This is a genomic window from Microbulbifer sp. NBRC 101763 (assembly GCF_040371615.1).
GTDB lineage: Bacteria > Pseudomonadota > Gammaproteobacteria > Pseudomonadales > Cellvibrionaceae > Microbulbifer > Microbulbifer variabilis.
In genome coordinates, this window is record NZ_BAABQV010000009.1 from 44,440 (window position 1) to 58,701 (window position 14,262).

The 14,262-nt window shown below is 47.6% G+C and carries 9 protein-coding genes and 1 pseudogene; 8 read left to right on the forward strand and 2 right to left on the reverse strand.

Going from position 1 to position 14,262, the window contains the following annotated elements:
- The first annotated feature begins 78 nt into the window (after positions 1 to 78).
- From ABWV76_RS19975 to ABWV76_RS19995, 5 genes are all read left to right on the forward strand, one after another.
- Entirely contained in the window at positions 79 to 2,688 is a 2,610-nt protein-coding gene (locus tag ABWV76_RS19975; RefSeq protein ID WP_353377066.1) for an LPS-assembly protein LptD, read from the forward strand.
- Positions 2,689 to 2,696: 8 nt separating this feature from the next.
- Positions 2,697 to 4,031: a peptidylprolyl isomerase gene (locus ABWV76_RS19980; protein ID WP_020411510.1), complete on the forward strand. Its 1,335-nt coding sequence runs from the start codon at positions 2,697 to 2,699 to the stop codon at positions 4,029 to 4,031.
- 74 nt (positions 4,032 to 4,105) lie between these two features.
- Positions 4,106 to 5,083 carry a 4-hydroxythreonine-4-phosphate dehydrogenase PdxA gene (gene pdxA, locus ABWV76_RS19985; protein WP_353377067.1) on the forward strand — a complete coding sequence of 326 codons (978 nt, stop codon included), beginning with the start codon at positions 4,106 to 4,108 and terminating at the stop codon, positions 5,081 to 5,083.
- 81 nt (positions 5,084 to 5,164) lie between these two features.
- Positions 5,165 to 5,983 (forward strand): 16S rRNA (adenine(1518)-N(6)/adenine(1519)-N(6))-dimethyltransferase RsmA, encoded by an 819-nt coding sequence (gene rsmA / locus ABWV76_RS19990; protein WP_353377117.1) that lies wholly within the window; start codon positions 5,165 to 5,167, stop codon positions 5,981 to 5,983.
- Positions 5,984 to 5,994: 11 nt separating this feature from the next.
- Positions 5,995 to 6,807: a symmetrical bis(5'-nucleosyl)-tetraphosphatase gene (locus ABWV76_RS19995; protein WP_282951777.1), complete on the forward strand. Its 813-nt coding sequence runs from the start codon at positions 5,995 to 5,997 to the stop codon at positions 6,805 to 6,807.
- A 130-nt stretch (positions 6,808 to 6,937) separates the two neighbouring features.
- On the opposite strand, the pseudogene galE reads toward ABWV76_RS19995, so the two are convergent.
- Positions 6,938 to 7,916, reverse strand: a pseudogene (galE, locus tag ABWV76_RS20000) (UDP-glucose 4-epimerase GalE).
- A gap of 350 nt (positions 7,917 to 8,266) precedes the next feature.
- On the opposite strand from galE, the gene ABWV76_RS20005 reads away from it, so the two are divergent.
- From ABWV76_RS20005 to ABWV76_RS20015, 3 genes are all read left to right on the forward strand, one after another.
- On the forward strand, positions 8,267 to 10,189 hold the full coding sequence (locus tag ABWV76_RS20005) for a PrkA family serine protein kinase (protein WP_026304895.1): 1,923 nt from the start codon (positions 8,267 to 8,269) through the stop codon (positions 10,187 to 10,189).
- Positions 10,190 to 10,368: 179 nt separating this feature from the next.
- Positions 10,369 to 11,652: a YeaH/YhbH family protein gene (locus tag ABWV76_RS20010; RefSeq protein WP_020411517.1), complete on the forward strand. Its 1,284-nt coding sequence runs from the start codon at positions 10,369 to 10,371 to the stop codon at positions 11,650 to 11,652.
- Positions 11,646 to 13,235 carry a SpoVR family protein gene (locus tag ABWV76_RS20015; protein WP_353377068.1) on the forward strand — a complete coding sequence of 530 codons (1,590 nt, stop codon included), beginning with the start codon at positions 11,646 to 11,648 and terminating at the stop codon, positions 13,233 to 13,235. Before ABWV76_RS20010 ends, ABWV76_RS20015 begins: the two co-directional genes overlap by 7 nt.
- A 79-nt stretch (positions 13,236 to 13,314) precedes the next feature.
- Here the strand turns inward: ABWV76_RS20015 and ABWV76_RS20020 are convergent, their stop codons facing one another.
- Positions 13,315 to 13,887, reverse strand: coding sequence for a helix-turn-helix domain-containing protein (locus tag ABWV76_RS20020; protein WP_020411519.1), 573 nt, complete (start codon positions 13,885 to 13,887; stop codon positions 13,315 to 13,317).
- Between the last annotated feature and the right edge of the window lie 375 nt (positions 13,888 to 14,262).

Below are 14,262 nucleotides of genomic sequence, written 5' to 3' on the forward strand. Positions count from 1 at the left end.
TGCGCGCCCCGGCTCGATAGCTGTCGCACGCATCTACCGATAAAGAAACATTTAAGAATAGCCGGAACCTATCGATTGATGCATGAAGTCCCCCGGTGGCGTCGCCTAGCACTCGCGATTGCTAATTATTCACACACCCGTACTTTCGCAATCGGCTTAATTGCCGCAACCCCCCTGTGGGCACACGCCAACCAGGGTAATGCTTACGAAGACCCAAACTACAATCCTTATTTGTACCTCGATTGGCTACCCCGCTCAGAGCTTACCCCCGAAGAGAGGGCCAGGATACCGGCTATATGTTCAGGGGCCTTTATTCCCCCTCCGAGAAACTATCCTGATGCAGATCTTCCTCCCGAGAATGCCCCTCTGCGTGCCACCGCCGAAAGATCACAGGTACTTGATGATGGCACCGCAGAATTAAGCGGTAATGTGCATATCACCCAGGGATATCGCCAATTATTTGCCGACCGGGTTGACCTCAATCAGCAAAACCATACCGCCTACCTAAGCGGAGCCGTAGAGCTGCGTGAGCCGAATTTATTGATCCGTGGGGCTTCGGCTGAGGTACACACAGACAGTGAGGCAGCATCGATTGAAGATGCCTCTTACGTTATTCACGATGAATACATCCATGGCGACGCGGCCTACGCAGCACGCCAGACCAGTGGTGAACTCACCCTAACAGACGGCACTTATACCCGCTGTGAGCCGGGAAAGGAGTTTTGGCGGCTGATTGGCGGTGAAATCAATATCGATGAGGTAGAAAGCCAGGGTACAGCTCGAAATGTCCGCCTGGAAATCATGGACGTTCCGGTGTTCTACGCTCCCTATTTCCGCTTTCCAGTGGGAGATGCCCGTATGTCGGGCTTCCTCTTTCCCTCTTTGAGCAACAGTGATAAGAACGGCTGGGACCTCGCTATTCCCTACTATTGGAATATCGCGCCACAAATGGATGCCACAATTACCCCGCGTTATATCCAGTATCGGGGTAATGGCCTGGAGGCAGAGTTCCGACACCTGAGCCCTTTATTCAACAGCGAAATCCGTGTTGCAGATTTGCCAAAAGATAAAGGTGGCAACGATGACCTATCCCGCAAGCTGATCAACAGGGGCTTCCCCGAAGACCTGGTACTGCCTTACAAAGGCGAGGACCGCTGGTTATTCAATCTCGAGCAACAGGGCGGCTATAGCGGTAGCCTTTGGCGTACAAATATTGATTTCACCAAGGTCAGCGATCCAGACTATTTCCGCGATTTAAGTACAGCCAATCTGGGGATTAATGCTGAAACCCAGGTTTCCCAAACAGCCCAGGGTAGTTTGAACTCAGAAAACTGGATAGTGACTTTGCGTGCCCAGGACTATCAAGTCCTGCAAAATGACCGCTTTGATACCTTCGCCCAGCTGCCACGCTTGGATGTAGACGGTAACTATCGCTGGGGGGACTGGCTGCTCTCCATGCAAAATGAAGCCACAATCTGGAGACATCAGGATACCCAAACAATCAGATTTATTGCTGATACTGACGATCCCCTAAGTGTGACCGAACGTACTAACAATTTTATCAATGCAGATAGGTTACGCCTGGATTACGAGCTCTTTTGGGATAAAGAGTGGCTATGGGGCTATTTCAAACCGGGTGTCGCCGGTCGTTACTTGGGCTACCAAGTCAGTGATCTCTTCTTGCCGGAAGGAGCCAACGATACACCCGATGCTGCCGCCGCCCAGTTCACTTTGGATACAGGCTTATATTTCGAGCGGGATACTTTTATTTTTAATCGAGATTTTATCCACACACTTGAACCCCGCTTGTTTACGTTGATCAGCAGCAACGCTAATCAAGATGATTTTTTCGATATCAGTGAAGATGAAGTTTTTGACTATGAAGTTTCTGTCAATCCACTAAGTAACAATCTACTCTACGATACGTCACTGTTTACCTTCAGTTATGACCAATTATTCCGCAGCAGCCGCTTTACTGGCAATGACCGGATTGACGATGCAAGTCGAATCGCCCTAGGACTCACCACTCGCTTTATTGATCCAATTAGCGGGCGCGACCTTTTTTCTGCCAGTATTGGCCAAGCCTATTACTCCAGCGACACACAAATTGGGTTAACAGAATTAGTAGAAAACACTCCCCGCTCTGAACTCGCCGCCCGGCTAGAAAGCCGCCCAATACAGTCCCTCCGAATTGGAAGTGAGTTTGTTTACGATGACACTGAACACAATGTAAACCGAGGCAATTTCAGCCTCAGGTACTTTGACGATAGTGCTCGAATCTTCAATCTAAGCTATTACTATGAGCGAGATGATACGCTGCTCTTCCCAGATGAGGAGAGTAATGATGACGATTCATCCACTCGACAACTTAACAGCTCCGCGGTCCTGCCTATCAGCACCCATACCTCTATAATGGCTAGCGCTTCCTACGATTTAACATTGGACAGGGAACTGCAATACTTGGCAGGCATCGAATATGACGATTGCTGCTATCGTGCACGCTTGGTATGGAGCCGTACCCTGGATAATGATTTAGCCGGTGTAGTGGCACCTGAAGACCTGGAGTATGAGGAAGGCATCTTCCTGGAAGTACAATTGAAAGGCTTGGCCGGGTTCGGGGCTACTGTAACCCAGCTGCTAACCAAGGGGATTGCTAACTTTGATCAGAGAGAAAAGCTGAAACCGTGATGAGAATAATGCAGAAATTTGTGACTAAATTGAGTCTGTCATCCGTTCTGGCTGCCTGCGCACTGATCGCCGGTACTGTTACAGCACAAGTGCAAACCCTGGACCGAGTAGTCGCCGTTGTTGATGAGGATGTTGTGATGGCCAGTGAGCTGGCCCAGCGTTTGAATACTATTGCCAGCCAGATCCAGGCACAGCAGGTCCAGGCGCCCCCTATTGAAGTTTTACGCCGCCAAGTACTTGAGCAGCTGATTGTCGAAAGACTACAGCTGCAAATGGCTTCGCGCGCAGGCGTCACTATCTCTGAGTCTGAACTTGATCAAGCCATCGCACGAGTTCAACAGAATGCCAGTGTCAGCCCGGAAGAATTCCGCCAGCGCCTTCGTGCAGATGGTATGACCATAAAGAGCTTTCGCCAGCAAGTCCGCCAAGAGTTGATGATTCGCCGCGTGGAACAAGGCAGTGTCAACCGTAGAATCCAAATCACAGATCAGGATATCGACAACTTCCTTCGCTCCAAAGAAGGAGAGTTCTGGAAGTCACCGCAGTTTGAGCTCGGTCACATCCTGATTCCCATAAGCTCCAGCGCACCATCCAGTGAGGTGACCCAAGCTCGCGAAAAGGCAGAAGAGCTTGCTGAGCAAGCACGTGAGGGTACTGATTTCCGTCGCTTGGCTATCGCCAACTCCGCTGGGCAAAATGCTCTAGCCGGTGGTGATCTAGGCTGGCGTAAGACAGTGGAACTGCCGACCCTGTTTGCAGATGCGCTCAACGGCCTGAAAGTAGGAGATGTAACAGAGCCTTTCCGCAGCGATGCCGGCTTCCATTTACTCAAGATTCACGCCCAGAAAGGTGCTAACGAACAGCTGGTGGAACAGACTAAGGTTCGTCATATTCTGTTGAAGCCATCCGCCATCCTCACCGATGACGAGGCCTATAACAAACTGATCGCCATGCGCGAGGAAGCCATGGCCAATGATAATTTTGATAAATTAGCCCGGGAAAACTCTGAAGATATAGGCTCAATGCTCGCCGGAGGGGATCTAGGCTGGTCTATGCCTGGTCAATTTGTACCAGAATTTACCCAGGCAATGGACACCACTAATATTGGCGAAATCAGTCTGCCGTTTCGCAGCCAATTTGGCTGGCATATCCTGAAAGTTGAGGACCGGCGCAAGCAAGATATGACTGATCAATATATACGCAATCAAGCTGCCAACTTGTTACGTAACCGTCGCTACGAAGAAGAACTTCAAAATTGGCGCCGTGAAATTCGCGATCAGGCTTATGTTGAAATTAAGCTGCAGGATGGAAACAAAGACTCGACCGAAAAAGAGCAACAGTAGCACTCATCCTTTTAGAATCCCAAAACCGGGCCTAAGCGCCCGGTTTTTTATTGATCAAGGAATTGGCCCACCAAATGACCACCAAAATTGCACTAACCCCAGGGGAACCCGCAGGTATAGGCCCAGAATTAGCAGTTAAAGTGGCACAGCAGGGCAGCAGCTCACAAATAGTAGCTATTGCAGATCCAGAACTACTATACCAGGCCGCCAGCATTCTCAGTCTCCCACTGACATTACTACCCTTCTCTCCTGATTCAGCAGCATCGGCTACTCCACCCGGCTGCCTATATATTCAAGAAATCCAAATGGCCAGCAGTGCCAAGCCAGGTCAATTGAGTACTACCAATGCTCCCTATGTTTTGAGCACTCTGGAGGCTGCAGCTAAAGGATGCTTGAGAGGACAATTTAATGCCTTAGTAACCGGCCCCGTACACAAAGGAGTGATCAACGATGCAGGCATCCCATTTAGTGGGCATACCGAATTTTTTGCTGAGCAAGCGGGTATTGAGCAAGTCGTAATGATGCTAGCAGCTGAAAAGCTGCGCGTGGCATTGGTGACTACACATCTCCCTCTAAAAGATGTCAGTAAAGCTATCACAGGAGAGCGCCTCACACAGGTCATTCAAATTCTACACAAAAGCCTGACCAATGAGTTCCGGATCGAATCTCCTCGCATCGGGGTATGCGGCTTAAACCCGCATGCAGGGGAAGGCGGTCACCTCGGTATGGAAGAAATAGAGGTGATAGAACCAGCTCTGAATAGCTTGCGAGCAGAGGGCATCCAGCTCCTTGGCCCCTTACCTGCCGATACACTCTTTACACCCCCGCAATTAACTCACTGTGACGCAGTATTGGCCATGTATCACGATCAGGGGCTGCCGGTGTTAAAATTCAAGGGGTTCGGTAAAGCTGTAAATATTACCCTTGGGCTGCCTTTTATCCGTACATCAGTAGACCACGGTACCGCGCTGAATCTTGCTGGTACTGGCGATGCCGACAGTGGTAGTTTGGAGGCAGCTTTGGCGCAAGCTATTGAATTGGCTACTCGGTGAGCTACCTCGCAGTATTTGCAAAGTGGCTCTCCCTTTTGTCGTATATATCAACCCAAAAAAGCTTCAAGTATAGATTATTTAATGGACAGTTTTTTCCAGCACAAAGCCCGTAAACGTTTTGGCCAAAATTTTTTAGTCGATGAAAATATCATTGAACGTATTGTACGCGCCGTAGCCCCAAAAGAATCCGACAAACTCGTAGAAATTGGTCCCGGGCAAGGTGCGATTACAGAGCTTCTCCTCCAACGATGCCCTTCCCTAACTGCAGTTGAACTAGACCGGGACTTAATACCCTTACTGCAGTTTAAGTTTAGGAATTATCTCCAGTTTAAAATTATTGAGCAGGATGCCCTCAAATTTGACTTTGGAGAATTTGCAGCAGATTCACCTTTACGCATAGTTGGCAATTTGCCCTATAACATTTCTACGCCATTACTTTTCCACTTACTCAGCTTCAAAGGTAAAGTGCGGGATATGCACTTTATGCTGCAAAAGGAAGTCGTCGACCGCCTCAGCGCCACTCCGGGTAACAAATCCTTTGGCCGTCTGAGTGTCATGGTGCAATATCACTGCCGTGTTCAGGGACTTTTTCCAGTGCCCCCCCAATCATTCCAACCAGCACCTAAAGTAGAATCTGCAATCGTACGCCTTACTCCTCATGAAAAACTTCCGTTCATTGCCGAGGATGAGAAGCTGCTGGAGCGAATTGTCAATGTAGCTTTTCAGCAACGTCGCAAGACACTGCGCAATGCTTTAAAACCGCTATATCCAGAACTGGATGTAAACTCGTTCCCGGTAGATGCCAGCCGTCGCCCTGAAACCCTCGGTGTTGAAGAATTTGTCCGATTAGCAAATTTCTGTACACAGCTTGAAAAACAAAAAAATAACAAGCCAATTTAGGGGACGAAAATTTGGCTACTTACGCCATTGGAGATATTCAGGGTTGCTTTGAGCCATTACAACGGCTACTAAAGAAAATCCACTTCCGCTTTGATCGTGACAAATTGTGGCTTGCTGGAGATCTTGTTCATCGTGGGGACGACAGTCTTGGCACTTTGCGCTTTTTGTATGAGTACCGTCATCAGGTAACCGCCGTTCTAGGCAACCACGACTTACACCTTTTAGCTCTGGCCCATGGAGCCAAACATCTTTCTGAAAAAGAGCATGACTTAGCTAAAATCCTGAAAGCCAAAGGCTCAGACCAGCTACTAAACTGGCTTCAAGGTCTTCCCCTTCTAGTACACAAAAAGGGGTACACCATGGTTCATGCAGGGATTCCTCCCATTTGGAGTGTAACCAAGGCAGCGGCGCTTGCTCGCGAAGTTGAGCATGCCCTGTCTGATGAAGCTATGGCAAAAGCTTATTTTTATGGGATGTATGGTAATGAACCACATTGCTGGAATGACCATCTTATCGGTATCGAAAGGTTACGTTCCATAACCAACTACTTTACACGAATGCGTTTTTGTAAAGCAGATGGCACCTTAGATTTAGTGACCAAACGAGGACCTCAAGCCGCGCATGCCGATTACAAGCCCTGGTTTAGCTTTCCGAACAGAAAAAGTAAGAATGAAAAAATTATCTTTGGCCACTGGGCAGCTCTGGAGGGGCGTGCCGATACTAAAAATATCTATGCACTAGATACGGGATGCGTTTGGGGTGGTTACCTTACGGCAATGCGGTTGGATGATGAGGAGTTCTTCTGCCTAGATTGCAGCCTATAAAAAATTAAATACTTACGACTTTACTGCAAATTAGCAAACCTCAACTGTTAAGTTAGACCAAGCAGTTAGGGCTTTCTACAGGGAGTCGATATTACGAGCTATATCCCCCCGGGTTTTGTGATTGCCAACGCTATGCATCTTCAACCATTTGTATCAGGTCATATTCCGCTTTCCAGCCTAGCTCTTTTTCAGCCAGCTCAGTATCCGCATAGCATTCCACAATATCCCCAGGTCTACGCGGTACAATTTCATAAGGAATTTCTCTACCACTGGTTTTTCAAATGCCTTTACGACTTCCAACACAAAACTTCCCTGGCCAGTATCCAAGTTATGGATAAAGCAACCCTGGTCTGTTGTGGGCTTTCTAAGTAGTTCTAGGGCTGCTAAATGTCCCAGAGCTAGATCAGTATATAATCCCGAACACCTGTCCCATCTACAGTTTCATAATCATCACCAAAAACCAGTAGGTAAGGACCGCGTCCAACAGCAACTTGAGATACATACGGCAAAAGATTATTGGGGATTCCTCGAGGATCCTCACCTATTCTTTCACTTTTATGTGCACCAATAGGGTTAAAGTAGCGTAACAAACTTACTTTCCAGTAGCTCCCAGGAATGACACAGATATTTCGCAGTATGCCCTCCTTGACGAGCTTGCTGGCACCATAGGGATTAGTAGCTCCAGTTTTAAAATCTTCTTTAATCGGCACCGTGTCAGGTTCCTCGTAGACAGTTGTAGAAGAACTGAAGATCATTCGAAATACGTCAAATTCCTCCATCACTTCTATAAGAGCCTGGGTACCTGCTACATTACTCTGACAATAACGTAGCGGCTGCTCGACAGAACCTCCTACTACCTTCATACCAGCAAAATGAATTAGAGCTTCAATCTCACATTCTGAAAAGACTTTCCGAAGCTCCTCTTGATCGCCAATATCAAAGTCATCAAATAGCACCTTTTGCCCAGAAATCATCTCGACACGATTCAGCACTTCCCGGCTGCTATTCGATAGGTTATCCACAACAACTGGCCAAAAGCCAGCACCAAGTAACTCTATGCATGTGTGACTGCCAATGTAGCCGGCACCACCAGTCACTAGAATCGCCATTTTACTTCCTTCGAGCTTTACCCACTTCTAAAAGAGTACGAATAAAACTTAAAACTGCCGTTATATTCAACCCATCTAGATAACAATACCGTGCCGTGATGAGACTGAAAGCTATGCTGGAATAGCTGGGGTCAGTTCCGTATACCCCAGGGAAGAACAAGGATAGTAACGGCAACAATCAATTGCGCTTTTGCCGAGCTTATCTCAGACAAGGCGATTGCTATGCCGCTTCACATATTGATCACCAAATGTGTACAAGCGGTGCAACCTTAGAAACAACCAGTGCACTGACTCTAATTGATAAGCAGGACGCTGAGCTCTGCCCACTAGGCTACAGGGAGGTAAATACCGTGACAATTTTCAACCACTACCTGGAAAGGTATGAGTCAATCCAAGATGAGGAACTCAGCATCCAGGAGTATCTGGAGTTATGTAAAACTGATCGCAGCGCCTATGCATCTCCTGCAGAGCGAATGTTAATGGCAATTGGTGAGGCAGAATTAATAGATACCTCTCGCGACCCACGCTTATCTCGAATTTTCTGTAATAAAGTCATCAAGCGATACAAAGCATTCAGCGAATTTTATGGTATGGAAGAAGCCATAGAGCAGATTGTTTCTTTCTTTCGACATGCAGCCCAAGGCCTGGAAGAGAAAAAACAAATTCTTTATTTGCTTGGACCTGTAGGAGGAGGTAAATCGTCACTAGCTGAACGCTTAAAGGCCCTAATGGAACAGGTGCCAATTTACGCAATCAAGGGATCACCTGTATTTGAATCACCTTTGAGTTTATTCTCACCTAGCGAAGATGGTCGAATCCTGGAAGAGGACTATGGTATCGCCAGGCGATATGTCAATACCATTATGTCCCCATGGGCTGTTAAACGGTTGCATGAGTTCAAGGGAGATATCAGTAAATTTCGGGTAGTAAAAATTCGACCTTCTATCCTGGATCAAGTCGCAATATCCAAAACAGAGCCCGGAGACGAAAACAACCAAGACATATCCTCTCTGGTTGGCAAAATAGATATTCGCAAGCTCGAAGATTTTCCACAAAATGATCCCGATGCTTATAGCTTCTCGGGCAGCCTCTGTCGCGCCAACCAGGGATTGATGGAATTTGTTGAAATGTTCAAGGCGCCAATCAAGGTGCTTCACCCCTTGCTAACCGCCACCCAGGAGGGCAATTACAACAGCACCGAGGGACTCGGCTCTATACCTTTCAATGGCACAATCCTGGCACATTCCAATGAGTCCGAATGGCAATCATTTCGAAATAACCGCAATAATGAAGCTTTTCTAGATCGAATTTATATTGTCAAAGTGCCTTACTGTGTGAGAGTCCAGGAAGAAATCAAAATTTACCAAAAACTATTGGAAAACAGCTCTCTCTCTAAAGCGCCTTGTGCGCCGGATACTCTGAGAATGCTGGCACAATTTTCCGTGCTGTCCCGAATCAAAAATCCTGAGAACTCTAGTCTTTACTCCAAAATGCGGATTTATGATGGAGAAAACCTAAAGGACACCGACCCTAAGGCAAAGACTATTCAGGAATATCGGGACAACGCTGGCGTTGATGAGGGGATGAACGGCCTATCTACACGCTTTGCGTTCAAAATTCTCTCCAAGGTCTTCAACTTTGATGCAACGGAAGTTGCAGCCAACCCTGTTCACTTACTCTATGTATTGGAGCAGCAAATTGAACAAGAGCAATTCCCTCCAGAAATCCAGGAAACATATCTTGGATTCATCAAGGAGTACCTAGCTCCAAGATATGTCGAGTTTATTGGAAAAGAGATACAAACTGCCTACTTGGAATCCTACGCAGAATATGGCCAAAACTTGTTTGATCGCTATGTCACCTATGCTGACTTCTGGATTCAGGATCAGGAATACCGCGACCCTGAGACTGGCGAGATACTCGACCGAGGCGCGCTCAATGAGGAGTTGGAGAAAACGGAAAAACCCGCCGGAATATCTAACCCTAAGGATTTCCGTAACGAAATAGTCAACTTTGTATTGCGCGCAAGGGCCAATAATCAGGGAAAAAATCCTGACTGGAGATCCTATGAGAAATTACGTGCAGTTATTGAGAAGAAGATGTTCTCCAACACCGAGGATCTCCTGCCAGTAATTTCCTTCAATACTAAAGCTTCTGCGGATGACAAGCGTAAGCATGCGGATTTTGTTGCTCGAATGGTCGAGCGCGGATATACCGAGAAGCAAGTGCGCTTATTGTCTGAATGGTATCTGCGTGTCCGTAAATCGCAGTGACCTCAAAGCACAGTGGGAGGGCTTTCCCCAAGGAAAGCTCATCTTTACACGGGGAACCAAGCCAGCTGGCCTTAACAAAATATCCGACAGTTACCCAGAACTTAGCGAGTCCACTAGGATATTTCTGAACAAATTCCAGGCCAATTGACCGGTGAGTTTATCCGCCCAAAGGCAGAAATATGAGCTATATCATCGACCGTCGCCTGAATGGAAAGAAGAAAAGCACGGTTAATCGTCAACGTTTCTTGAGGCGCTACAAAGCCCATATAAAGAAAGCTGTCGGAGACGCCATGAATAGCCGCTCCATCATGGACATGGATAAGGGCGAACGCATTAGTATCCCGACCAGGGATATCAGCGAACCACTATTCTCTCACGGTGCCGGTGGGCATATTGAGCGGGTACTTCCAGGTAATAAAGAGTTCACTACTGGTGACCGAATCCCTCGCCAAAGCCAAAGAGGTGGTGATGGTGGCGGAGGTGGTGCCAGTGATAGTGGTGAGGGCGTAGATGAGTTTGTTTTCCAGATATCTCAAGAAGAGTTCCTCGATTTTATGTTTGAAGGGCTACAGCTGCCCAATATGATCAAGCGCCGACTGGCCGGTAATGAGTCCTTCCAGATAGTTCGTGCCGGCATCAGCAATGAAGGCACACCCGGCCGGCTCAATGTCATTCGCTCCCTTAGGGCTGCTCATGCACGCCGTATCGCTCTTACCAGTAATAAAAGGCGGGTACTACGTGAGTTGGAGCACTCCTTGGATATGGAGGAACGGAAAGATTCCGCCTTGCGTGATCAACGAAAGATAGAGGCAATTAAAAATGAAATCATCGAGTTGCGCCAGCGTATCAGTCGTGTGCCGTTCCTTGATGATTTTGACCTTAAATACAACCTACTAATTCGCCAGCCCAAGCCGCGCTCTAGGGCTGTCATGTTCTGCTTGATGGATGTTTCTGGCTCGATGAATCAAGCAACTAAGGATATGGCAAAGCGCTTCTTCCTATTACTTTATCTTTTTCTTCAGCGCAGTTATGAATATACCGAAGTCGTATTTATCCGCCATCACACCAGTGCCAAAGAAGTGGATGAAGAGGAGTTTTTTTATTCACGGGAGACTGGCGGAACTATAGTTTCCAGTGCGTTAAAATTAATGCGAAGAATCATGCGCGAACGCTACCCGGCTAGCGAATGGAATATTTATGGTGCCCAGGCTTCTGATGGTGACAACTGGAATGACGACTCCAGTACCTGCCATAGAATCCTGATTGATGACATCATGCCTCACGTTCAATATTACTCTTATGTAGAGATTACCCCACGAGATCACCAGGCCCTCTGGGAAGAATATGAAAGTGTTCGCGCACTATTCCCAAATCATTTTGCCATGGAACAAATTGTGGATGTCCAGGATATCTATCCGGTCTTTCGACAGTTGTTTAGCCAAAAGGTAACCGCTCGATGCTAGAAACATTTGCCAGCGGCAGCGATTCACAAAAATCTGATTCTTCTGGCCCTATTTCCACTTCTTCTGAATGGACCTTTGAACTGATCCAGGAGTATGACTGCGCCATTAGCGAGCTAGCGGAAGAATTTGGTCTGGATACCTACCCCAATCAGATCGAAGTGATCAGCTCTGAACAAATGATGGATGCCTATTCATCGGTAGGGATGCCAGTGGGGTATCACCACTGGTCTTTTGGCAAACAATTCATCAGCGTCGAAAATAATTACCAGCGCGGCCTTATGGGGTTAGCCTACGAAATTGTTATCAATTCCAACCCCTGCATTGCTTATCTCATGGAAGAAAACACCATGACGATGCAAGCATTGGTTATTGCCCATGCCTCCTACGGGCACAATTCTTTCTTCAAAGGCAATTACCTATTTCGCTCTTGGACAGATGCCGGCAGTATCATTGACTACTTAATTTTTGCCAAGAACTATATCTCCCGTTGTGAAGAGCGCTATGGCCTTGATGAGGTAGAGGCAGTACTCGACTCCTGTCATGCCTTAATGAATTATGGCGTAGATCGTTACAAGAGGCCTTATCCCATCTCTGCAATTGAAGAGGAGCGCCAGCAGCAAGAGCGCGAAGAATACCGGCAACGGCAACTCAATGATCTATGGCGGACTATCCCCAAACTTGGAGAAGGCACCGAGGAAACCCAGGAAAAGCGCTTTCCTGAAGAGCCTCAGGAAAACATCCTTTACTTTATTGAAAAAAATGCACCACTTTTAGAAAACTGGCAGCGAGAGCTGGTGCGTATTGTCCGCAAGTTAGCCCAGTATTTTTATCCACAGCGCCAGACCCAGGTAATGAATGAGGGATGGGCTACTTTTTGGCATTACACTCTGCTAACAGAGCTATATCGGCGAGGTAGGGTGACCGAAGGCTTTATGATGGAATTTTTGCAAAGCCACACCAACGTAATTTACCAACCTGGCTTTGATAGCCCCCACTACAGTGGAATAAATCCTTACACTCTGGGGTTCAGTATTTTCAGTGACCTGAGGCGAATCTGTGAAAACCCTACTGATGAGGATCGTCGTTGGTTCCCCGATATCGCAGGAAGTAACTGGCGGGAAACATTGCAATTTGCCATGCGAGATTTCAAGGATGAGAGTTTTATCTTGCAGTTCCTCTCTCCGAAAGTAATGCGCGATATGAAGCTCTTCTGTATCAGCGACAACGACAAGGAGAATGAAATCGTTGTCAGCGCAATTCATAACGATAGCGGCTATCGACAACTAAGGGAGAATCTCGCAGGCCAATACAACCTGGGTAACCGAGAGCCCAATATCCAGGTTTTCTCAGTAGACACTCGCGGCGATCGCTCATTGACCTTACAACACACCCAGTACCAGCGCCGCCCTCTGGGTAAGGAAACTACTGAAGTGCTCAAGCACTTACACAGACTCTGGGGTTTTGATGTACATCTCAACAGCCTGAATGGTGATGAGGTTATGGGCAGCTTTCACTGCCCCGAGCAAGGTCGCGACCGCCAGGAGGGAGAAGAGGAGTCTATGTTAATCCCGAAACCTATTTAAGCGTTCAGCACGGGACTACCTATAGGCAGGTCCCGCACAGAAGGGGTGGGAAACTAAGCCAGTCGCAGCTTGATATACTTTAGTCGTCAGCTTCCAGTAACAACTTCGCTTTAGCTGCCAGCTCTCCTCGCTCCTCGCGATTTGCCAACAAGGCATCGGCCCCCGCATCCAACCAACGAGCCTTATCCAGATCATCGTCAGAGGGCACAACTAGAATACGCAGGTTGGCGTACTCACTGCGGCTTCTCAAATAATCCAGAACCTGGAAGCCGCCATCGCCGACCAAACTCGCATCAATCACTAACAGAGTGGGTTTGGCATCAGCTAACAAAATACCAGCAGAGAAGCTATCACCTGCAACTTCGATCTCACAGCCTATATTCTTTAAGGCTTGGATTCCCGACGAGGTCAGTTCGGGGTCTGTAGTTACCAACAGTACCTTACGGCTGGGCACTGCTAGATCGTTTGGAACAGGCATGGAGTTATCACGTAGGAAACCAACGAAATCCTCCACACAAATACGATGGTCACCGCGACCTGGAAGTTTGTAAGCCTTGAGTTGCCCGCGCTCTATCCAGCGAATCACCGTACGGAAGTTGACGCCGCAATACCTGGCTGCTTCGCCGGTGGTTAGCACATGTAGTTCGCTCATATTATTTTTTCTCCCCAACAACTGCAGTCCTTGATGCTCAGATCAGCCTCTCACGCCCAGACCCCATCCCCCGAAGTCAGGCGCGAAATTATCCTGCCCAATAGAACCGCCCCTTTAAATTATGCTGTTTAATGCTGCAAAACCAGCCCGAAATTCGGTCCATGTAATTTATTAACGAACAGCGAAACAACCCCCTCAAAAAATACTAAAAGATATAGTTGACAGGTATGACAGGTCTCATAGAATGGCCATAGATTACGCGACACCTGACGTGTCGCCTGATCCTCTCCAGTGGGGTGGCCGGTAAGTCAGATACCCCACTTTTGGCAATTAGATGTTTGCTAAGCGAATACCCTAAGACCCTGGGCCCCCTTG

Excerpts from the sequence above, each read along its gene's own strand:
- ABWV76_RS19975 (WP_353377066.1), top strand. The coding sequence starts at position 79 with ATGCATGAAGTCCCCCGGTGGCGTCGCCTAGCACTCGCGATTGCTAAT.
- ABWV76_RS19980 (WP_020411510.1), top strand. The coding sequence starts at position 2,697 with ATGCAGAAATTTGTGACTAAATTGAGTCTGTCATCCGTTCTGGCTGCC.
- pdxA (WP_353377067.1), top strand. The coding sequence starts at position 4,106 with ATGACCACCAAAATTGCACTAACCCCAGGGGAACCCGCAGGTATAGGC.
- rsmA (WP_353377117.1), top strand. The coding sequence starts at position 5,165 with ATGGACAGTTTTTTCCAGCACAAAGCCCGTAAACGTTTTGGCCAAAAT.
- ABWV76_RS20010 (WP_020411517.1), top strand. The coding sequence starts at position 10,369 with ATGAGCTATATCATCGACCGTCGCCTGAATGGAAAGAAGAAAAGCACG.
- ABWV76_RS20015 (WP_353377068.1), top strand. The coding sequence starts at position 11,646 with ATGCTAGAAACATTTGCCAGCGGCAGCGATTCACAAAAATCTGATTCT.
- ABWV76_RS20020 (WP_020411519.1), bottom strand. The coding sequence starts at position 13,887 with ATGAGCGAACTACATGTGCTAACCACCGGCGAAGCAGCCAGGTATTGC.